The following is a 19,922-nucleotide window of genomic DNA, read 5'->3' on the forward strand; positions in this document are numbered from 1 at the left end:
CCGTCGAGGAGGCTGAGCTCGTTGTCCAGACCCGCGTTGGAGGTGCCCGTGCTCGTGAACAGAGCCGCAACGGCCGCCACCAACGCGACCAGCACCCGACTGATTGCCTTCATGTTCTCCCTAGCTGTTATGGCCGGTGACGTGCTCACCGATTCGTAGTGGTGCCTGGCCTACTGACTGACCAAAACACCTTGCAAGATCAAAATGTGGGGAAATTAGAGCGCCCACAGGTTGTTCTTACGCGTAGCTCATTGTTTGACACGAGAAACATATAGGGGAGGCATCCGGGCGGCAACGGCAAGGCATACCAACCGGGGTGCAGCCTCCCCGCGAGGTGGGAATTTGCTGCGAATTCCGGTCCGCGCCGGGCGTCCGGGTGGCGTCGAGCGCCCGCCGTCAAGGACGCCATAAGGGTGGGGCGGCGCGCGCCATCAGTCGAGTTATGGCATCACCGCACGTCGGTGCGGTTTCAAGATCTAATCATGATGAGGCGGAACGTTGTCCCGCAGCCACCGGTCGTGGCTGCCCTCTTCCTCACGGGCGCGGTCGTCGCGTTCGTCCGCCGTCGTCTCCGGCAGCGTCTCGCCGAAGATTTCGTTAACTGAACGGCGCGGTCGCTTCGCTTCTCCGGTCACCACGCACCTCGCCTGTGACAAACATCACATCTCGATAGGGATTACCGTTTACTCGGCAGTAACACTGCAGACAGTAGCGCTGCCGGGCGGAAACGAAAAGACGCCGGACGACGCTGTGAAAGCGTCGCCGCGGCGTCTCTCCAGGCCGATCCGGCCCTCAGATCTCCAGGCTCGATAGCTGTCCGATGATTTGCACGGCGAGCGGGCTCAGCGTGGCCATCCCGTCGCGGACCGCGGCACGCGATCCGGCGATGTTGACCACGAGCGTGCTGCCCGAGATGCCGGCCAGGCCACGGGACACCCCGGCATCGACGATGCCGGCCGACAGACCCGAGGCGCGCAGCGCCTCCGAGATGCCGAGGAGTTCCCGGTCGAGGATGTCGCGGGTGGCCTCCGGCGTGACGTCGCGCGGCGTCACCCCGGTGCCGCCGACCGACACCACGAGGTCCACCCCGCCGATCACGGCGGTGTTCAACGCGTTGCGGATCTCCACCTCGTCGGCGGACACCACCACGACCCCGTCGACCACGAACCCGGCCTCACCGAGAAGCTCGGTGACCAACGGACCGCTGTGATCCTCTTCGTCGCCATGGGCGGTGCGGTCATCGACGACGACGACGAGCGCGCGGCCCACCAACTCCCCTGGCTGCTCCATGACCTCAACCGTATATGTGGGCGCAGACAGTGGTGCAGCCACTCGCAGGGTTCCGTGTCCGGTTCCGGTCGTCACTGCTGCGCCTTCCCCAGCGTCACCGCAACGCTCTGCGGCTTGCCCGCCGGATCCAGGTAGGTCAACGTCACCTTCTCCCCCGGCGCCTTGGAGCGCACAGCGGCCACCAGCGCGTCGGCGCTGTTGATCACCCGGTCGTCGACCTTGGTCACCACCACGCCGCTGGGCAGACCCGCCGCTGCCGCCGCGCCGCCGTCGTTGACCTCGACGATCTTGGCGCCGTCGGTGGAGCGGTCGTTGCTCACCTGCACCCCGAGCGAGGCGTGCGATGCGGTGCCGTTCTGGATCAGCTCGTCGGCGATGCGCTTGGCCTGATCGACCGGGATGGCGAAGCCGAGGCCGATCGAACCGCTCTGCGCCTGCGGTGAGTCCCCGCCCATTGTCGCGATCGCGGAGTTGACCCCGACCAGTTCACCCTTCATGTTCACCAGCGCGCCACCGGAGTTGCCGGGGTTGATGGCGGCGTCGGTCTGAATCGCGTCGAGGACGGTGTTCTGGTTGCGGGTGTCGCCGCCTGCGGCCACCGGCCGGTTCAGGGCGCTGATGATCCCCGTGGTGACCGTGCCCTCGAGGCCGAGCGGTGACCCGATGGCCACCACGTCCTGTCCGACGCGCAGATCGGCCGACGACCCGAGAGAGATCGGCGTCAGACCGGAGACGTCCTCGGCGCGCACCACCGCGATGTCACTGCTCGGATCGGATCCGACGACGCTGAACGGTGCGGTCCGGCCGTTCGAGAACGTCACCTTGGTCTGGGCGCCCCCCGGCACGGTGCGGTCGGCCGCGCCCGCGACGACGTGGTTGTTGGTGAGGATCAGACCGTCGGAGGTGAGGATGATGCCAGAACCCTCTTCGGAGGCCCGGCCGAGGTTGGTCTCGAGCTTGACGACGCTGGGCACCACCTTGGCGGCCACCTGCTCGACGGAGCCAGCGGGCAGCGCGGCGGCCGGAACGCTTGGTGCCGCACCGGAGATCGAGCTGTCGAACGAGGGCCGGTCCTGGTGCGCCATGGTCGCCACCCCGCCCCCGATACCGGCGGAGACGACCGCGACACACAGCGCGCCGATGGTGAGAACGCCTGCGCGCGAACGTTTCTGGGGCGAACGCGGCTGCGGCATCACGGCCGTCGGCTGGGCCGCACCACGGTAGGGGTCGTACGGCGCGCGGAACTGCTGCTGCGGTTGCGCGGCATAGCGCCAGTCGTAGGGCTGATGCTGTGAATAGGCGTCGCCCTGATACCTGGTGTCCGGGTTGACCGGACGCTGACCCGGCTGCTGTTGCGGCGGCGGCGAATACCTCGGATGGTTCGTCATGTCGCTTCGGTGCTCTTCCTCGTAAGTGATCCGAACAGTTCGTCTAACGAACTACTTGCCCTCACAGTGCCCACGTGGACTGAGAATCCACTTAGAGTTCTCTCGACGGAGACCGAGACTTGGCCGGACCCGCTGTGTCTTCGACCACTTCCCCGTTCGACGGCGGCGCCGGACGACCGGGCAGCATCACGTAGAAGGAGGTGCCCGGCGGATCGCCACCCGGGACCGTGTCCTCCACCCGCAGTGCGCCACCGTGTTTGAGGACCACCTGTTTGACGATGGCCAACCCGAGACCGGAACCGGGCATCGCGCGCGCGGCCGTCGACCGGTAGAACCGCTCGAACACCAGCCGGCGTTCGGCCTCCGGGATGCCGGGCCCGCGGTCGGAGACGATGAGTTCGGCGTGTACCGGATCCGTCTGGCGCAGATGGATTCCCACCCGGCCGCCGGGCGGACTCCACTTCGCGGCGTTGTCGAGCAGGTTGAGCACCGCGCGGGCCAGCCCGGCCGCGTCGCCGTAGACCTGCCAACCGATGACGTCGACGTCGAACTCGATGTCGTTGCGGCGCCGACGAACTCGCTCGAGGCTGCGGTCCACCACATCGGCCATGTCGACGGTCTCGTAGACGACCCCGCCCGCATCGTCGCGGGTGAGGTCGACCAGATCGCCCACCAACGTGGACAGTTCCTCGATCTGGGCGATCACGTCGCTGCGCAGCCCGGCCATCTCCTCCTCGGGCAGTCGCGGCGCACCCGGCGCCTGCGAGGCCATCAGCAGTTCGACGTTGGTCCGCAGCGACGTCAGCGGGGTGCGCAGTTCATGTCCGGCGTCGGACACCAGACGGGCCTGGCGCTCACGGGATTCGGTGAGCGCCCGCAGCATCATGTTGAACGCCTCGGTCAGCCGGGCCAGTTCGTCGCTGCCGAACACCGGGATGGGCCGCAGATCGTCGGTGCGCGCGACGCGTTCGGCGGCCTGGGTCAGCCGGCCCACCGGGCGCAGACCCGCCCTGGCGACCATGCCGCCCGCGATCGCGGCGACGGCCACGCCCACCCCGCCGACGATCAGCAGCACCGTCCCGAGCCGGCCGAGCACCTGACCCGTCGGCGCGAGGCTCTTGGAGATGAGCAGGGAACTGCCGTTGGTCAGGTGCACCGCGAGGATCCGCTGGTGGTTGGCGGTGCGCAGGGACAGCAGCAGCTCGCCGGAGATGACGTCCTTCTCGGCCTCGCCCAGCGGCAGCGTCTGCCCCTGCTGGTTGGCGGTGTAGATCGACCGGCCGGGGTTGACCAGCATCGCGTTGACGTCCGAGTAGGCGGTGCCCTCGATCGCCTTACCGGGGTCGGCGGCCAGCGATCCGCTCTCGATGAGCAGGCGGGCGCGGCTGTGCAGCTGGTTGTCGATGTCGTCGTAGAGCGCGCGGGAGACGACGGCGTAGACGGCGACCGACATCAACACGACGACCATCGCCACCATCGACATCGCGAGCAGCATGACGCGCCACCGCAACGACAGGGAACTGGTGTTGCGCGGCGGCTTGGGCCGCGCCGCATGGGGCCCGGGATGAGGTGGCAGGGCCATCAGGGCGGCGTCTCGCGGAGCACGTACCCCACGCCGCGCACGGTGTGGATGAGACGTGGCTCCCCGGACGCTTCGGTCTTGCGACGCAGATAGCCGATGTACACCTCGAGGGCGTTCCCCGATGTCGGGAAGTCGAAGCCCCACACTTCCTCGAGGATGCGGCTGCGGGTGAGCACCCGGCGCGGGTTGGCGATGAGCATTTCGAGCAACGCGAACTCGGTGCGGGTGAGGCTGATCTGCCGGGACCCCCGGGTCACCTCGCGGGTGACCGGATCCAGCGTCAGATCCAGGAACGTCAGCGCCGGGGATTCCGGGCCGTCGTCGGGCGAGGTGCGGCGCAGCAGGGCCCGCATCCGCGCGAGGAGTTCCTCGAGCGCGAACGGTTTGGGCAGGTAGTCGTCGGCGCCCGCATCGAGTCCGGCGACCCGCTCGGACACCGAATCGCGGGCTGTCAGGACCAGGATCGGCAGGTCATCGCCGGTGCTGCGGAGCTGACGGCACACCTCCAGCCCGTCGAGCCGGGGCATCATCACGTCGAGCACCACGGCGTCGGGCCGGTCATTGGCGATCAGGTCGAGCGCTTCGACACCGTCCTGGGCCAACTCGACCGAGTAGCCGTTGAAGGACAGGGACCGGCGCAGGGATTCTCGCACCGCACGATCGTCGTCGACGACAAGTATGCGCACAGCCACAGTTTCACCTCAACGCCTGAGAGAGCGCTGAGAGGCGCGCCGCGCCGTTTCCGAACTGTTGCTAGCGGCGGTCGAGGTCGATCAGACCCAGACGGGCAGCCTTGAGCAGGCGACGCGGCACCTTGTGCTGCTGACCGGCGACGGTCACACCGACGAGTTCGGTGGGCTTGGCCTTCCACTGGGCACGACGGCTCCGAGTGTTGGAACGCGACATTCTGCGCTTGGGCACAGCCATGATCGAGCTTCTCCTCTTAACGGGTGTGGGTGCCACGCGAAACCCGATTGAGGGCGGGGCGCCGGCAAGTGCTCTTCAGGATAGCCGGTGGGTCGGGCCGCCTCCAAAACTCGGGCCCGTCACCGCCGGGGCGTGCCCTCCCGGAACACCTCGACCACGGCGGGAAATGCGGCGACCACGAAAGACGCCAAGAGGAGGCCGAACCAGAAGATCGTGATGTGGCCGGATGCGATCCCCCACCAGATACCGCCGAAGCCCGCCAGCGCGCAGCCCACGACGGACAGCGGCTGCCCGACCTTGGTGCGCCAGTCGGGTGCGCGCCCACTCGCGTGCTTCGCCCTGCGGTTCCTGTCGGCGGGCGGCCCGACGGCCCGGCGGAACCCCGCGACGATCATCCAGACCCCGGCTGCGGCGGCCAACCAGCCGACTGCGGGCGATGAGGCTCCCCTCCCGGTCTCGCTGAGAGGCGGTCCGAGCCCGATGCCGACGCCGCCGATCGCCCACACCACGCCCATCAGCGTCTGCGCGATCCATGACACCTGTCCAGTATCGAGGGCCCCGCGACGGTCCCGGGCGGCAATCCGCGAAACCTTGACGCGGTACCGCAAGTACCGGCTAACCTACCGGTTGGTCGGCACCTGAAAGGCAGAACCGATTGGCTGAGTCAATACGGGTACCAGTACGCATCGGCAACTGCTCCGGGTTCTACGGGGACCGGATGGCCGCGATGCGCGAGATGCTCACCGGCGGTGACCTCGACTACCTCACCGGCGACTACCTCGCCGAGCTGACCATGCTCATCCTGGCGCGCGACCGGGCCAAGAACCCCGAACGCGGCTACGCCAAGACGTTCCTCGGCCAGCTCGAGGAGTGCCTCGGCCTGGCCGTCGAGCGCGGGGTCCGCATCGTCACCAACGCCGGCGGCCTCAACCCGGCGGGGTTGGCGACGGCGGTGCGTGCGCTGGCCGACCGGCTCGGCATCGCAGTCAACGTCGCCCATGTCGAAGGTGACGATCTGCTGCCGCGGTCCGCCGACCTCGGTCTCGGCACGCCGCTGGCAGCCAACGCCTACCTCGGCGCGTGGGGCATCGTCGACTGCCTCAGCGGCGGCGCCGACGTCGTGGTGACCGGCCGGGTCACCGACGCGTCGGTGACACTGGGCCCCGCCGCCGCGCACTTCGGGTGGAACCGCACCGACTACGACGCGCTGGCGGGTGCGGTCGCCGCGGGACACGTCATCGAATGCGGGGTGCAGGCCACCGGCGGCAACTACGCGTTCTTCACCGAGGTCGCCGACCTGACCCATCCGGGGTTCCCGCTCGCCGAGATCCACGCCGACGGCTCGTCGGTCATCACCAAACACCAGGGCACCGGCGGTGCGGTCACCGTCGACACCGTCACCGCACAGTTGCTCTACGAGATCTCCGGCGCCCGTTACGCCAACCCCGACGTCACCCTGCGGGTCGACTCCCTGCAGTTGACCGACGACGGACCCGACCGCGTGCGGATCAGCGGTGCACGCGGCGAACCGCCGCCCCCGATGCTGAAGGTGTCGCTCAACAGCATCGGCGGTTTCCGCAACGCGATGACGTTCGTGCTCACCGGGCTGGACATCGACGCCAAGGCCGAGCTGGTCCGCCGCCAGCTCGAAGCGGGGCTGGCGACGAGGCCCGCCGAACTCGAGTGGACGCTCGCGCGCACCGACCACGTCGACGCCGACACCGAGGAGACCGCCAGCGCGCTGCTGCGCTGTGTCGTGCGCGACCCGGACCCGGCCACCGTCGGCCGTCAATTCTCCTCCGCCGCCGTCGAACTCGCCCTCGCCAGCTATCCCGGCTTCCACGTCACCGCACCGCCGGGCGACGGTCAGGTCTACGGCGTGTTCACCGCCGGATACGTCGACGCCGCCGACGTGCAGCACGTCGCGGTGCACGCCGACGGCGACCGCGCCGAGATACCCGCCGCCACCGACACACTGGACCTGCACCCGGTCGACGAGCCCGCGCTGCCCGAACCGCTCCCCCCGGGACCGACACGTCGGGTGCCGCTCGGGACGATCGCCGGGGCGCGCAGCGGGGACAAGGGCGGCAGCGCCAACGTCGGGGTGTGGGTGCGCGCCGAGGCGCAGTGGCGCTGGCTCGCCCACACACTGACCGTCGACCTGCTGCGCGAGTTGCTCCCCGAGACCGCCGATCTGCCGGTGACCCGCCACCTGCTGCCGAATCTGCGCGCGGTGAACTTCGTCATCGACGGCATCCTCGGCCAGGGCGTGGCGTATCAGGCGCGGTTCGATCCGCAGGCCAAGGGACTCGGCGAGTGGCTGCGCAGCCGTCATCTCGACATCCCCGAGGAGGTGTTGGGCCGGTGAGCATCTGGCATACGCCCGAGCGCGAACAGCTGCGGAAAGCCGTGCGCGCCTTCGCCGAACGGGAAATGCTCCCCTACGTCGACGACTGGGAGCGCGCCGGTGAACTGCCTCGTGCCCTGCACCGTGCGGCCGGTGACGCGGGGGTGCTCGGGGCCGGCTTCCCCGAATCGGTCGGTGGCGGTGGTGGTGACGGCGCCGACGCGGTGATCGTGTGCGAGGAACTGCACTACGCGGGTGTGCCCGGCGGGGTGTTCGCCTCGTTGTTCACCTCGGGCATCGCGACCCCGCACATGGCGGCCTCCGGTGATCGCCGACTGATCGACACCTATGTCCGGCCGACGCTGCAGGGCGAGTTGATCGGGTCGCTGGCGATCACCGAACCCGGCGGCGGCTCGGACGTCGGGCACCTCACCACCCGGGCGGTCCGGGACGGGGACGACTACATCGTCAACGGCGCGAAGACCTACATCACCTCCGGCGTGCGTGCGGACTACGTCGTCACCGCGGTGCGCACCGGCGGGCCGGGTGCTGGCGGTGTCTCGCTGCTGGTGGTCGACAAGGGCACGCCGGGCTTCGAGGTCACCCGCCGACTCGACAAGATGGGATGGCGGTCCAGCGACACCGCCGAACTGTCCTACACCGACGTCCGGGTACCGGCCGCCAACCTGATCGGCGCCGAGAACAGCGGTTTCCTGCAGATCGCCGGGGCGTTCGTCTCCGAACGCGTCGGTCTTGCGACGCAGGCGTATTCGAGTGCGCAACGGTGTCTCGACCTCACCGTGGCCTGGTGCCGCGACCGCGAGACGTTCGGCAGGCCGCTGATCTCGCGGCAGTCGGTGCAGAACACGCTCGCCGAGATGGCCCGGCGCGTCGATGTCGCCCGCGTGTACACCCGCAACGTCGTCGAGCGGCAGCTGGCCGGGGAAACAAGCCTCATCGCCGAGGTGTGCTTCGCCAAGAACACCGCCGTCGGGGCCGGCGAATGGATTGCGAACCAGGCCGTACAGCTGTTCGGCGGGATGGGCTACATGACCGGGACAGAGGTGGAACGGCAGTACCGCGACATGCGGATCCTGGGAATCGGCGGCGGAACCACCGAAATCCTCACCGCACTGGCCGCCAAGACGCTGGGATATCAGTCGTGACCGCGCTGAAGTCCACCCTCGACCCGTCGTCGCCGGCTTACGCCGCGGCCGCCGAAGCCATGTCGGCCAAACTCGCCGAACTCGACGCCGAACACGCCAAGGCGCTGGCCGGCGGCGGGGCCAAGTACGTCGACCGCCACCACGCCCGCGGCAAGTTCACCGCCCGCGAGCGCATCGAACTGCTCCTGGACCAGGACTCCCCGTTCCTCGAACTGAGTCCGCTGGCGGCCTGGGGCAGCGAGTTCACCGTCGGCGCCAGCGTGATCACCGGGATCGGCGCGGTCAGCGGTGTCGAATGCCTGCTCGTCGCCAACGACCCCACCGTCAAAGGCGGCACGAGCAATCCGTGGACACTGCGGAAGATACTGCGCGCCAACCAAATCGCGCTGCAGAACCGGCTGCCGGTGATCTCGCTGGTCGAATCCGGTGGCGCGGACCTGCCCACCCAGAAAGAGGTGTTCATCCCCGGCGGGCAGATGTTCCGCGACCTCACCCGGCTGTCGGCCGCCGGGATTCCCACCATCGCCCTGGTCTTCGGCAACTCCACCGCAGGCGGCGCCTACGTGCCCGGTATGAGCGATCACGTGGTGATGATCAAGGAACGGTCCAAGGTGTTCCTCGCCGGCCCGCCGCTCGTGAAGATGGCCACCGGCGAGGAGTCCGACGACGAATCGCTGGGCGGGGCCGAGATGCACGCCCGCACATCGGGTCTCGGTGACTACCTCGCCCACGACGAGCTCGACGCGGTGCGGATCGGCAGGCGGATCGTCGAGCGGCTGAACTGGCGCAAGCAGGGGCCCGCACCGGCGCCGGTGGTCGAGCCGGTGTTCGACGCCGGGGAACTGCTCGGCATCGTCCCTGCGGATCTGCGGATCCCGTTCGACCCGCGCGACGTGATCGCCCGCATCGTCGACGGGTCGGATTTCGACGAGTTCAAGGCGCTCTACGGATCCTCACTGGTGACGGGGTGGGCCAGGCTGCACGGCTACCCGATCGGGATCCTGGCCAACGCCCGCGGGGTGCTGTTCAGCGAGGAGTCGCAGAAGGCCACCCAGTTCATCCAGCTGGCGAACCGTTCGAACACCCCACTTCTGTTCCTGCACAACACGACCGGATACATGGTCGGAAGGCAGTACGAGGAGGGCGGGATGATCAAGCACGGGTCGATGATGATCAACGCCGTCTCCAACTCGACGGTCCCGCACCTGTCGCTGCTGATCGGCGCCTCCTACGGGGCGGGCCACTACGGGATGTGCGGCCGCGCCTACGACCCCCGTTTCCTGTTCGCGTGGCCGAGCGCCAAGGCCGCGGTGATGGGCGGTACGCAGCTGGCGGGAGTGATCTCGATCGTCGGCCGCGCCGCCGCGGAGGCCCGCGGGCAGACGGTCGACGAGGATGCCGACGCCGCACTGCGGGCGGCGATCGAGGCGCAGATCGAGGCCGAATCGCTGCCGATGTTCCTGTCGGGGCGGCTCTACGACGACGGGGTCATCGATCCGCGCGACACCCGCACCGTGCTGGGCATGTGCCTGTCGGCGATCGCCAACGGTCCGATCGAGGGGACGTCGAACTTCGGCGTCTTCCGGATGTGAGCGTCACGATGCCCGTGATTTGTGCACGATATCGAGCGGTGGGCGCGCGTAATCGTGCACAAATCGCAGCGGGGAGGCAGAGATGATCACGCGTGTGCTGGTCGCCAACCGGGGTGAGATCGCCCGTCGGGTGTTCGCGACGTGCCGCCGCCTCGGCATCGGCACCGTGGCGGTCTACACCGAACCGGATGCCGACGCCCCGCACGTCGCCGAGGCCGATGCGCGGGTGCGGCTGTCCGGCACCGGCGGTTACCTCGACATCGGGCAGTTGATCGCCGCCGCGCACGCCGCGGGAGCCGACGCCGTCCACCCCGGGTACGGATTCCTCTCGGAGAACGCCGAATTCGCCGGTGCGGTGCAGGACGCCGGGTTGACGTGGATCGGCCCGCCGGTCGCGGCGGTGCAGGCCATGGGCAGCAAGATCGAGGCCAAGAAACTGATGGCCGCCGCGGGTGTGCCGGTGCTCGCCGAACTCGACCCCGACGGCATCACCGCCGACCAGCTGCCGGTGCTGGTGAAGGCGTCGGCCGGTGGCGGTGGCCGCGGGATGCGGGTGGTCCGCGAGATCGGCGCGCTGGCCGACGAGGTCACCGCCGCACAGCGGGAAGCGCAGTCCGCCTTCGGTGATCCGACGGTGTTCTGCGAGCGTTACCTGGCCACGGGCCACCACATCGAAGTGCAGGTGATGGCCGACGCGCACGGCACGGTGTGGGCCGTCGGCGAGCGCGAGTGCTCGATCCAACGCAGACACCAGAAGATCATCGAGGAGGCGCCGTCACCACTGGTGCAGCGCACCCCGGGCATGCGGGAGCGGCTGTTCGACGCGGCCCGCCTCGCCGCCGAGGCGATCGGCTACACCGGGGCGGGCACCGTCGAGTTCATGGCCGACCAGAGCGGTGACTTCTACTTCCTCGAGATGAACACCCGACTGCAGGTCGAACACCCCGTCACCGAGGCCACCACCGGGCTCGACCTCGTCGAACTGCAACTGATGGTCGCCGACGGGCACCGGCTCGACCCCGCCCCGCCCGCGGGCCGAGGACACGCGATCGAGGCACGGCTCTACGCCGAGGACCCGGCCCGCAACTGGCAACCGCAGGCCGGGACCGTGCACCGCTTCGACGTCGCTGGCGCCACAGCCCGATTCGACGCGCTCACCCGGCCCGGTGTCCGCGTGGACTCCGGCATCGAAGACGGTTCGCAGGTGTCGATCTTCTACGACCCGATGCTCGCGAAGGTGATCTCGTACGCGCCGACCCGGCGCAAGGCGGCGGCGATCCTGGCCGACGCGTTGGCGCGGATGCGACTGCACGGCGTGCGCACCAACCGCGATCTGCTCGTCAACGTGCTGCGACACGCAGCGTTCCTCGACGGGGCGACCGACACCGCGTTCTTCGACACCCACGGGCTGACGGATCTGGCCACCCCGCTCGCCGACGACGGGACCACCACACGCGCCATGCTGGCCGCCGCCATCGCCGACGCCGCGCACAACCGCGCCACCGCTACGGTTTTCGCCGCCGTCCCGAGCGGCTGGCGCAATCTGCCGTCGGGCCACCAGGCCAAGCGTTACCGCGACGCGGCGGGCGAGGACCACGAGGTCCGCTACCGCGGCGGCCGGTTCGCCGACCACCCCGACGTGACCGTGGTGTCGGCCACCCCGCACCGGGTGGTGCTGGCGGCGGACGGAGTGGAGCACCCGTTCGACGTCGCCCGGTACGGCGACGCGATCTACGTCGACTCCGCATCCGGCGCCGTCGAACTCACCGCGCTGCCCCGCTTCCCCGATCCCGACTCTGCCGTCGCGCAGGGATCGTTGGTCGCGCCGATGCCGGGTGCGGTGGTGCGGGTGGGCGCCGCGGTCGGCGACACCGTGACCGCGGGTCAACCGCTGGTGTGGCTGGAGGCCATGAAGATGGAGCACACGCTGACCGCCCCCGGCGACGGGGTGCTCGCCGAACTCAACGTCACGCCCGGCCTCCAGGTCGAGGTGGGCGCCGTCCTTGCCCGCGTGCAGACCGAAGGAGACACATGACCGGGTTCATCGAGACCGAGGAACAGCAGGCGCTGCGCGCGGCGGTGGCCGCGATGGCCGCCAACTACGGGCAGGACTACTACCTGGAGAAGGCCCGCGCCGGTGAGCACACCGATGAATTATGGTCCGAGGCAGGAAAACTCGGCTTCATCGGGGTGAACCTGCCCGAGGAGTACGGCGGCGGCGGCGCTGGCATGTACGAGTTGTCGCTGGTGATGGAGGAGATGGCCGCGGCCGGCTCGGGGCTGCTGATGATGGTGGTCTCCCCCGCCATCAACGGCACGATCATCAGCAAGTTCGGCACCGAGGACCAGAAGCGGCGGTGGCTGCCCGGTATCGCCGACGGGACGATCACGATGGCGTTCGCGATCACCGAACCCGACGCCGGGTCGAACAGCCACCGCATCACCACCACCGCGCGCCGCGACGGCGGTGACTGGATCCTGAGCGGCCAGAAGGTCTACATCTCCGGCGTCGACCAGGCGCAGGCGGTGCTCGTCGTCGGCCGCACCGAGGACCACAAGACCGGAAACCTCAAACCCGCGCTGTTCATCGTGCCCACCGACACGAAGGGGCTGAGCTGGACCGAGATCGACATGGAACTGATCAGCCCGGAGAACCAGTTCCAGGTATTCCTCGACGACGTGCGACTACCCGCCGACGCCCTCGTCGGATCCGAGGACGCCGCGATCGCGCAACTGTTCGCGGGCCTGAACCCGGAACGCATCATGGGCGCCGCCAGCGCCGTGGGCATGGGCCGCTTCGCGATCGGCCGCGCCGTCGACTACGTCAAGACCCGCCAGGTGTGGAAGACGCCGATCGGTGCGCACCAGGGGCTGTCACATCCGCTGGCGCAGAACCACATCGAGATCGAACTGGCCAAGCTGATGATGCAGAAGGCCGCCGCGCTCTACGACACCGGGGACGACGCCGGCGCCGCGGAAGCCGCCAACATGGCGAAGTACGCGGCCGGCGAGGCGTCGGTGCGCGCGGTCGACCAGGCGGTCCAGTCGATGGGCGGCAACGGGTTGACCAAGGAGTACGGCGTCGCGGCGGCGGTGACCGCGTCGCGGCTGGCGCGCATCGCGCCGGTCAGCCGGGAGATGATCCTCAACTTCGTGGCGCAGACGTCGCTCGGCCTGCCGCGCTCGTACTGATGGACACGCTGGTTCGGTACGCCGTCGACGGCGGCGTCGCGCGGCTCACGCTGGACTCGCCGCACAACCGCAACGCGCTGTCGACGGCACTCGTCGAGCAGCTGCACGAGGGGCTGCGCAGCGCGGCCGCCGACGAGCGGGTGCGCGCGGTGGTGCTCGGCCACACCGGCGGCACGTTCTGCGCGGGCGCCGATCTGCGGGAGGCGGCCGGGCGGGACCTCGCCGACGTCGCCGTCGACCGGGCGCGCGAACTCACCGGCGCGCTGCGCGCGATCCTCGAGTTGCCCGTGCCGGTGCTGGCCGCGGTCGACGGGCACGTCCGCGCCGGGGGTCTCGGACTCGTCGGCGCGTGCGACATCGTCGTCGCGGGCGCGGCGAGCACGTTCGCGCTGACCGAGGCGCGGATCGGGGTGGCGCCGTCGATCATCTCGCTGACGCTGCTGCCGAAGCTGACGGCGCGGGCGGCGGGCCGGTACTTCGTCACCGGGGAGACGCTCGATGCGCAGGCGGCCGAACGCGCCGGTCTGGTGACCGTGGCCACCGACGACGTCGACGCCACCGTCGCGCGACTGACCGCACAGATCGGCCGCGGCTCACCGCAGGGCCTCGCCGCCTCCAAGGCGCTCACGACGGCCGCGGTGCTGCGGGCGTTCGACCGCGACGCCGAGGCGCTGACCGAACAGTCGGCCGCGCTGTTCGTGTCGGAGGAGGCGCGCGAAGGCATGCTCGCGTTCCTGGAGAAGCGGCCGCCGCGGTGGGCGCGATGACAGGTATTCACGCTCCAATCGCGGTTGCGGCGAACGATTGTGGTTGAAATCGCAGGGATCGCAATGCCGCGCACCGCGTTACACATCGGGCGTTGTCTGACGCCATAACCGCAGCGTACGACGGTGACTTTTCGGCGAGGCGAAGGTGAGGCCGGATTAACTTCGCTGGACTAGCAGGTTCGCCGTCACAGGCGGGGGCACAGTTTAGCCAACACTCTTGCATGTGCCAGCGTTCGTCGTAGGCTCGTCGGTGATGAGCACACCTGCAACGCCGCGGAATGGTTCGAAGCGCGCTGCCGATACTGATCGGATTCAGGTCGCGCAATTGCTCACCGATGCCGCCGCACAGGGTCGCCTGCAGATGACGGAATACGAGGACCGCCTCACGAAGGCGTACGCCGCGCAGACGTACGACGAGCTCGCCGTGTTGAGCGCCGACCTGCCGGGCGCGATGACGACTCCGCGCGGCGGCGGTCCGTGCCGGCCCGCACCGTCGACGGTGCTGCTGGCGATCATGAGCGGTTTCGAACGCCGCGGCCGGTGGAACGTGCCGCGCCGGATGACCACGGTCGCGGTCTTCGGCGGTGGGGTGGTCGATCTGCGGTATGCGGACTTCACCGCGCCGGAGGTCGAGATCCGGTCCTACTCGGTATTCGGCGGGCAGACCATCCTGGTGCCGCCGGAGGTGAACGTCGACCTGCACGGTGTCGCGGTGATGGGGGCGTTCGACCACGGAGTGCAGGGGCAGGGCAGCCCGGGGGCGCCGTGTGTGCGGATCCGCGGTCTGGCGCTGTGGGGCAGCGTCTCGGTCAAGCGCAAGAAGCGCAAGCGCTCCGGCGCTTAATCCGTCGTCGTCTCGGAGTCGTTGTCCGACGCCGGTGACTCCGACTTCTCCTCCGCGGGCGCGGTGCTGCCGCCACCGCTGGTGCCGGTCTTCTTCGACGTCGGTGTCGTCAGCCGCTTGATGGTGTTGCGGATGATGGTGCCGACCGATCCCGGCCGCCGGACCTTCGGTGTCGACACGGCCTTCTCGTCGGTCGACGCGTCGGCGGTGGTCGACGTCTCGAGCGGTTCCTCGACCACCTCTTCGTCGACCGCCTCGGCCTGCACGGTCGTGACCGTGGTGGGCCTGCGGTTGTTGTTCGGATCGGCGAGGTTGCGTAGGAAGGTCGCGGTCTCCTGCGGCGTCGGCAACAGTGCCGCGGGCCGGTAGAGATTCGGATTGGCCAGCGGATCGTTACCCGGATAACCGAAGTTCACGATGTCGGTCAGCGGATCCTCGATGGCGTCGGCGAACCGCTTGCCCGCCTCCCCGCCGTAGGTGCGCAGCGGTTGCAGCAGCGGCAGGCCGTCGCGGCGGTAGCTGATGTAGGTGGTCTGGCCGACCTGCTTGATGACGACGGTCTCGCCCGTCTCGAGCAGCACCGTGGTGTCCGTGCCGCTGTCGATCGACGTTCGGCATACGGCGTCGCATTCGGCGGTGGACAGGTCGAGCTTGCCCTCCGCATCGACGGGCAGGTTCACGTCGTTCTGGTTGAGCCGGTTGTCGAAGTAGGTCGCCAACGAGTTGGCCATTGCGAACGGGTTCAGCACATACGCCGGGGTGTTGCCGTTGATGTCGTACTCGTAGCCGACGTCGACGACATTCACCCCGGGCGAGGTCGGGGTCGGCAACGGGTTCACCCCGATGAGCGCGAACACCGGATAGCGGGTGCCGAAGCCGCCGTTCGGTCGGGCCACGCTGTTGTCGAGCACGTAGACGGCGTTGGTGGCGACTTTGTCGCGCCCGCCGGTCGCGTCGAGGTAGGTGAGCAGCAGGCTGACGTTCGCCGCACCCCAGCCACTGGACATGACGACGTTGTCCTCGTCGGTGTGGTCGGCGAGCGCGTCGTACACGCCGAACGGTCCGGTGAAGAAGTTCACCGTCACCTGATTGTTTGATTCGGCGAATTTCCGGTCGTAGAAATCCTCGATCCCCGCGCCGGTCGGGTTGGTCGAACTGCCTTCGGTGATGAGCGCCGACAACTCGTACATCGCCGTGGCGACGGACTCCGGGTGGACCACCGCGACACCACCCGCGGCGACGACGCTTGTCACGATCACGCTGCTCAGCGCGGTCGGAAGCGCCGCGTGACGCAGGCGGCTCCGTCGCGCACGGTGATTCGCCATCGGTTCCCCTCGTGCCGGACCGTCCGGTTCAGGCCTCCCCGACCCGGACCGGACGCTGTGAATTCAGCAAACGATAGCGCACGGCGGCGGGGTTTTGAACGGTTCGGCGCGACGGGTTCAGCGGCGGCGGCGCGAGGACAGGTAGTCGCCGACGACGGCGGCGCCGAGGCCGTCGAGCTCGGGCACCACCACGCGGCCGCCCACGCGGCGGGCGACCTGGTCGATGAAGCGGGCCAATCCCGGATCGCTGCCCAGGCGGAAGATCGTGACCTGGGCACCGAGGCGGGCCACTTCGTCGAAACCGCGGACGGTGTGGGCGATGGTGCGCGGATGCGGCGGGTAGTCAAAAAACACCTGGGCACCGTCGCGGCCGCCGAAGTCCTCGAGGTGGGCCGTGGGCTCACCGTCGGTGACGACGAGGATGACCGGCTGGGCGTTGGGGTGCCTGCGCAGATGCCGGGTGGCCAGCGCGAGCGCGTGGTGCAGGTTGGTGCCCTGTTCGTAGACGCCTTCGAGCCCGGTGAGTTCGGCAGCCGTCACGGTCCTGGCGTACCGCCCGAACGCGACGATTTGCAGCGCGTCGGAACGGAACCGGGTGCTCACCAGGTGGTTGAGCGCGAGCGCCGTCCGCTTCATCGGCAGCCACCGGTTCTCCATCACCATCGAGAACGAGGTGTCGACGAGCAGCGCCACCGCGGCCTGGGTACGGGTCTCGGTCTCCGAGATCTCGACGTCGTCGACGGTGATGCCGAGCGGCATCTCACGCACCCCCGAACCCGCTTGGCGCAATACGGCATTCGTGAGGGTGCGGGTGACGTTCCAGGGTTCGGTGTCCCCGAACTGCCACGGGCGGGTCGCACCGGTCAGCTCCCCCGCCGCACCGGCGCGCCGGGTGTCGCGTTCACCGTGCCTGCCCGAGAGTTGTTGGGCCACATCGCGCAGCGCGGCCTGTCCGAGCTGGCGCATCGCCTTCGGCGACAGCCGCCACTTCCCGTCGGAGCCGCGGTCGAGGAACCCCTGGTTCATCAGTGCGCGTTCGAGTTCGGCCAGCGTCCTCGCATCGACGGCGGCGTCGTCGCCGAGTTGGCGGGCCAGCGCCTCGAGGTCGACGTCGTCCATCGAGGCGCCCGCGTAGCTCTGCGACAGCTGTTCGGCGAGCTGTTCGAGTTCACCGATGTCGGCCAGCGCCTGCGCCCCCTCACCCATACCGAGCGGGTTGTCGCCGGAGAACTCCGAGGATCCCGTCCAGTCCTCGCCCGGGCGGGCGGCCTGCAGATGCGAGTCGAGCCGGTTGAGCGCGTTCATCAGCGACGGCGAGCCGAAGGCCTGTTGCGCCAACGCATCCAGTTCGGCGCGCTGGTCCGGGGACAGGCTGTTGCGGAAGCGCTGGGCGGCCGCGGCGCGTTTGGCCAGCGAGTCGAGCAGTTCGTCGACGTTGCGCGGGTTCTCGGGGAAGAACTCGCCGTGCTTGGCCATGAACTCGTCGAAGTCCTGCTGGGAGTCCTGGCCTTTCGCGTGTTTGTCCAGCAGGTCGTTGAGGTCGTCGAGCATGTCGTTGACGCGCTGCCGGTCCTCGTCGGTGGCGTTCTCCAGCGCCTCCTTCATCCCGGCGAACCGCTGGTCGAGCATCTCGCGGCCGAGCAGATCCTTGATCTGGTCGTACTTCTCGCGGGCCTCGGGGCTGCGCCACTGGTAGTCGCCGAGTTCCTGGACGGCCTTGGCCGGCGACGGGGACAGCGCCTCGATCTGCATCTCGGAGAAGCGTGCGTCGTCGTCGAGGGCGCGGGCGAGTTCCTTGCGCTCGGCGAGCACGGCCTCGTCGAGCAGCTTCTTGATCTCCTGCAGGGTGCCGTCGAGGTTGTTGCGAGCCAACAGCTCCCGGCGCCGCCGGTTGGCCTCGGCGGCCAGCCGGTCGGCGCCGCGCATGTTCTTGGTGCCGCGCCGCAGCAGTTCGGACAGCGCGCGCCGCGGCGAGCTGCCCTCCATGACGTCCTCGCCGATCTGCTCGAGCGCCTCGCGCAGATCGACCGGCGGGGCCAGCGGATCCGGCCCGCCGGTGTAACGGGAGTACCGGGACGACCGGCCGTGCCCGGCTTTACCCATATACGGTTTCGCCCTCTCCGGAAACCTTGTCGATCCGTTTGGCCAGGTACAGCGCCTCGAGCGCCAACTCGACGGCGGCGGCCCGCTCACCGTCGGTCTGCGCGCCGAGGCGGGTGGCGATCGCGTCGATCACCGGCAGGTCGGGCAACGCGGCCAGCACGTCCTTGGCCGACACCCGCTCCCCCGTCGTCACCGGGGAACCCTCTTCGACGGCCGCCACCAGCGGGCCGACGTCCAGCCCGCCGAGCAGCCGCTGCGCGGTGTCGGCGGTGGCGCGGCGCAGCAGGTGTTCGAGCACCGCCTGTTCGCGGCCCTCCTCACCGGATTCGAACTCCAGCTTGCCGCGCAGCACGTCGACGACGGTGCCGAGGTCGACGACACGGGCGACGGGTTCCTGTTCACCGAGGATCGTCGAGCGGTGGCGGGCGGCGGCGGCGACGGTCTCGGCCGCGGCGATCGCGAACCGCGCCGAGACGCCGGACCGCTGGTCGATCGAACTGGATTCGCGCAGGTTGCGGGCGAAGCGGGCCAGGATCTGCAGCAGGTACTCGGGCACCTCCGCGGCGAGCTGGGCCTCCTGGGTGATGACGCCGACCTCGGCGTCGAGTTGCAACGGGTAGTGCGTGCGGATCTCGGCGCCGAAGCGGTCCTTGAGCGGGGTGATGATGCGGCCGCGGTTGGTGTAGTCCTCCGGGTTCGCGCTGGCGACGACGAGCACGTCGAGCGGCAGCCGCAGCGTGTAGCCGCGGACCTGGATGTCGCGTTCCTCCATCACGTTCAGCATTGCGACCTGGATGCGCTCAGCGAGGTCGGGCAACTCGTTGACCGCGACGATGCCGCGGTGCGCGCGCGGGATCAGACCGTAGGCGATGGTCTCCGGATCGCCGAGGCTGCGGCCCTCGGCCACCTTGATCGGATCGATGTCGCCGACGAGGTCGGCCACGCTGGTGTCGGGGGTGGCGAGCTTCTCGGTGTAGCGCTCACTGCGGTGGCGCCACGCGACCTTCAGGTCGCCGCCGGAGTCCGCGACCCGGCGGATCGACTCCGGGGTGATGGGACTGTAGGGGTGCTCGCCCAGTTCGGAGCCCTCGATGACGGGCGTCCACTCGTCGAGCAGTCCGGTCAGCGCGCGCAGCAGGCGGGTCTTGCCCTGACCGCGTTCACCGAGCAACACGATGTCGTGTCCGGCGATCAGCGCGCGTTCGAGTTGCGGGAGCACCGTGTCCTCGAAACCCAGGATCCCGGGCCACATGTCGCGGCCCTCGGCCAGCCCGGCCAGCAGGTTCTCTCGGATTTCCTCTTTGACGCCCCGCTCGCGATGTCCGGAAGCGCGCAGTTCGCCGACGGTCCGGGGCAGATCATGGGGTTGGGTCACCACACCACGCTACGACTGTGCGCC

17 protein-coding genes and 1 pseudogene are annotated in these 19,922 nt (G+C 69.2%); 7 read left to right on the forward strand and 11 right to left on the reverse strand.

Annotation, left to right across the window (positions count from 1 at the left end; translation table 11 throughout):
* From AU194_RS24325 to AU194_RS24355, 8 genes and pseudogenes are all read right to left on the reverse strand, one after another.
* Positions 1–113: pseudogene (locus tag AU194_RS24325) on the reverse strand (porin); the annotation flags it as partial.
* Between the two features lie 363 nt (positions 114–476).
* Positions 477–635, reverse strand: a complete 159-nt coding sequence (locus AU194_RS32300) for a hypothetical protein (RefSeq protein ID WP_197417729.1) — start codon at positions 633–635, stop codon at positions 477–479.
* A 157-nt stretch (positions 636–792) separates the two neighbouring features.
* Positions 793–1,338 carry a molybdenum cofactor biosynthesis protein B gene (locus AU194_RS24330; protein ID WP_197417731.1) on the reverse strand — a complete coding sequence of 182 codons (546 nt, stop codon included), beginning with the start codon at positions 1,336–1,338 and terminating at the stop codon, positions 793–795.
* 23 nt (positions 1,339–1,361) lie between these two features.
* The gene (locus tag AU194_RS24335; RefSeq protein ID WP_059091840.1) at positions 1,362–2,678 is read right to left on the reverse strand and encodes a S1C family serine protease; all 1,317 of its coding nucleotides are present in this window, start codon (positions 2,676–2,678) and stop codon (positions 1,362–1,364) included.
* 91 nt (positions 2,679–2,769) lie between these two features.
* Positions 2,770–4,260, reverse strand: coding sequence for a HAMP domain-containing sensor histidine kinase (locus tag AU194_RS24340; protein WP_059091841.1), 1,491 nt, complete (start codon positions 4,258–4,260; stop codon positions 2,770–2,772).
* Positions 4,260–4,946: a response regulator transcription factor gene (locus tag AU194_RS24345; RefSeq protein WP_059091842.1), complete on the reverse strand. Its 687-nt coding sequence runs from the start codon at positions 4,944–4,946 to the stop codon at positions 4,260–4,262. The genes AU194_RS24340 and AU194_RS24345 overlap by 1 nt, the downstream gene beginning before the upstream one ends.
* 67 nt (positions 4,947–5,013) lie before the next feature.
* Positions 5,014–5,187 carry a 50S ribosomal protein L32 gene (gene rpmF / locus AU194_RS24350; protein ID WP_011561680.1) on the reverse strand — a complete coding sequence of 58 codons (174 nt, stop codon included), beginning with the start codon at positions 5,185–5,187 and terminating at the stop codon, positions 5,014–5,016.
* Positions 5,188–5,306: 119 nt separating this feature from the next.
* Positions 5,307–5,726, reverse strand: a complete 420-nt coding sequence (locus AU194_RS24355; RefSeq protein ID WP_059091843.1) for a hypothetical protein — start codon at positions 5,724–5,726, stop codon at positions 5,307–5,309.
* 128 nt (positions 5,727–5,854) lie between these two features.
* Between AU194_RS24355 and AU194_RS24360 the strand changes: the two genes are divergently transcribed.
* From AU194_RS24360 to AU194_RS24390, 7 genes are all read left to right on the forward strand, one after another.
* The gene (locus AU194_RS24360; RefSeq protein ID WP_157576505.1) at positions 5,855–7,555 is read left to right on the forward strand and encodes an acyclic terpene utilization AtuA family protein; all 1,701 of its coding nucleotides are present in this window, start codon (positions 5,855–5,857) and stop codon (positions 7,553–7,555) included.
* On the forward strand, positions 7,552–8,700 hold the full coding sequence (locus tag AU194_RS24365) for an acyl-CoA dehydrogenase family protein (protein ID WP_059091845.1): 1,149 nt from the start codon (positions 7,552–7,554) through the stop codon (positions 8,698–8,700). The genes AU194_RS24360 and AU194_RS24365 overlap by 4 nt, the downstream gene beginning before the upstream one ends.
* A 59-nt stretch (positions 8,701–8,759) precedes the next feature.
* A complete protein-coding gene (locus AU194_RS24370) occupies positions 8,760–10,292 on the forward strand; it encodes an acyl-CoA carboxylase subunit beta (RefSeq protein WP_197417732.1) in 1,533 nt (510 codons plus the stop codon).
* 82 nt (positions 10,293–10,374) lie between these two features.
* Positions 10,375–12,327 (forward strand): biotin carboxylase N-terminal domain-containing protein, encoded by a 1,953-nt coding sequence (locus tag AU194_RS24375; protein WP_059091847.1) that lies wholly within the window; start codon positions 10,375–10,377, stop codon positions 12,325–12,327.
* A complete protein-coding gene (locus tag AU194_RS24380) occupies positions 12,324–13,484 on the forward strand; it encodes an acyl-CoA dehydrogenase family protein (RefSeq protein WP_059091848.1) in 1,161 nt (386 codons plus the stop codon). The genes AU194_RS24375 and AU194_RS24380 overlap by 4 nt, the downstream gene beginning before the upstream one ends.
* Entirely contained in the window at positions 13,484–14,251 is a 768-nt protein-coding gene (locus tag AU194_RS24385; RefSeq protein WP_059091849.1) for an enoyl-CoA hydratase family protein, read from the forward strand. The genes AU194_RS24380 and AU194_RS24385 overlap by 1 nt, the downstream gene beginning before the upstream one ends.
* Positions 14,252–14,504: 253 nt before the next feature.
* On the forward strand, positions 14,505–15,095 hold the full coding sequence (locus AU194_RS24390) for a DUF1707 domain-containing protein (protein WP_059091850.1): 591 nt from the start codon (positions 14,505–14,507) through the stop codon (positions 15,093–15,095).
* Here AU194_RS24390 and AU194_RS24395 read toward each other — a convergent pair.
* From AU194_RS24395 to AU194_RS24405, 3 genes are all read right to left on the reverse strand, one after another.
* Positions 15,092–16,348, reverse strand: a complete 1,257-nt coding sequence (locus AU194_RS24395; protein ID WP_231743568.1) for a PE-PPE domain-containing protein — start codon at positions 16,346–16,348, stop codon at positions 15,092–15,094. The two genes, AU194_RS24390 and AU194_RS24395, sit on opposite strands and share 4 nt — an antisense overlap.
* A 189-nt stretch (positions 16,349–16,537) precedes the next feature.
* Positions 16,538–18,523 carry a VWA domain-containing protein gene (locus AU194_RS24400; protein WP_059091851.1) on the reverse strand — a complete coding sequence of 662 codons (1,986 nt, stop codon included), beginning with the start codon at positions 18,521–18,523 and terminating at the stop codon, positions 16,538–16,540.
* Complete coding sequence (locus tag AU194_RS24405) at positions 18,516–19,898, reverse strand: sigma 54-interacting transcriptional regulator (RefSeq protein WP_059091870.1); 1,383 nt, start codon at positions 19,896–19,898, stop codon at positions 18,516–18,518. Before AU194_RS24405 ends, AU194_RS24400 begins: the two co-directional genes overlap by 8 nt.
* Positions 19,899–19,922 lie beyond the last annotated feature (24 nt).

It is taken from the genome of Mycobacterium sp. GA-2829, from assembly GCF_001499965.1.
Lineage (GTDB): Bacteria > Actinomycetota > Actinomycetes > Mycobacteriales > Mycobacteriaceae > Mycobacterium.

Bases quoted from the DNA above. Each gene is read 5' to 3' on its own strand.
- rpmF (WP_011561680.1), bottom strand. From the start codon at position 5,187: ATGGCTGTGCCCAAGCGCAGAATGTCGCGTTCCAACACTCGGAGCCGT.
- AU194_RS24385 (WP_059091849.1), top strand. From the start codon at position 13,484: ATGGACACGCTGGTTCGGTACGCCGTCGACGGCGGCGTCGCGCGGCTC.
- AU194_RS24380 (WP_059091848.1), top strand. From the start codon at position 12,324: ATGACCGGGTTCATCGAGACCGAGGAACAGCAGGCGCTGCGCGCGGCG.
- AU194_RS24335 (WP_059091840.1), bottom strand. From the start codon at position 2,678: ATGACGAACCATCCGAGGTATTCGCCGCCGCCGCAACAGCAGCCGGGT.
- AU194_RS24370 (WP_197417732.1), top strand. From the start codon at position 8,760: ATGTCGGCCAAACTCGCCGAACTCGACGCCGAACACGCCAAGGCGCTG.
- AU194_RS24375 (WP_059091847.1), top strand. From the start codon at position 10,375: ATGATCACGCGTGTGCTGGTCGCCAACCGGGGTGAGATCGCCCGTCGG.
- AU194_RS24400 (WP_059091851.1), bottom strand. From the start codon at position 18,523: ATGGGTAAAGCCGGGCACGGCCGGTCGTCCCGGTACTCCCGTTACACC.
- AU194_RS24340 (WP_059091841.1), bottom strand. From the start codon at position 4,260: ATGGCCCTGCCACCTCATCCCGGGCCCCATGCGGCGCGGCCCAAGCCG.
- AU194_RS24390 (WP_059091850.1), top strand. From the start codon at position 14,505: ATGAGCACACCTGCAACGCCGCGGAATGGTTCGAAGCGCGCTGCCGAT.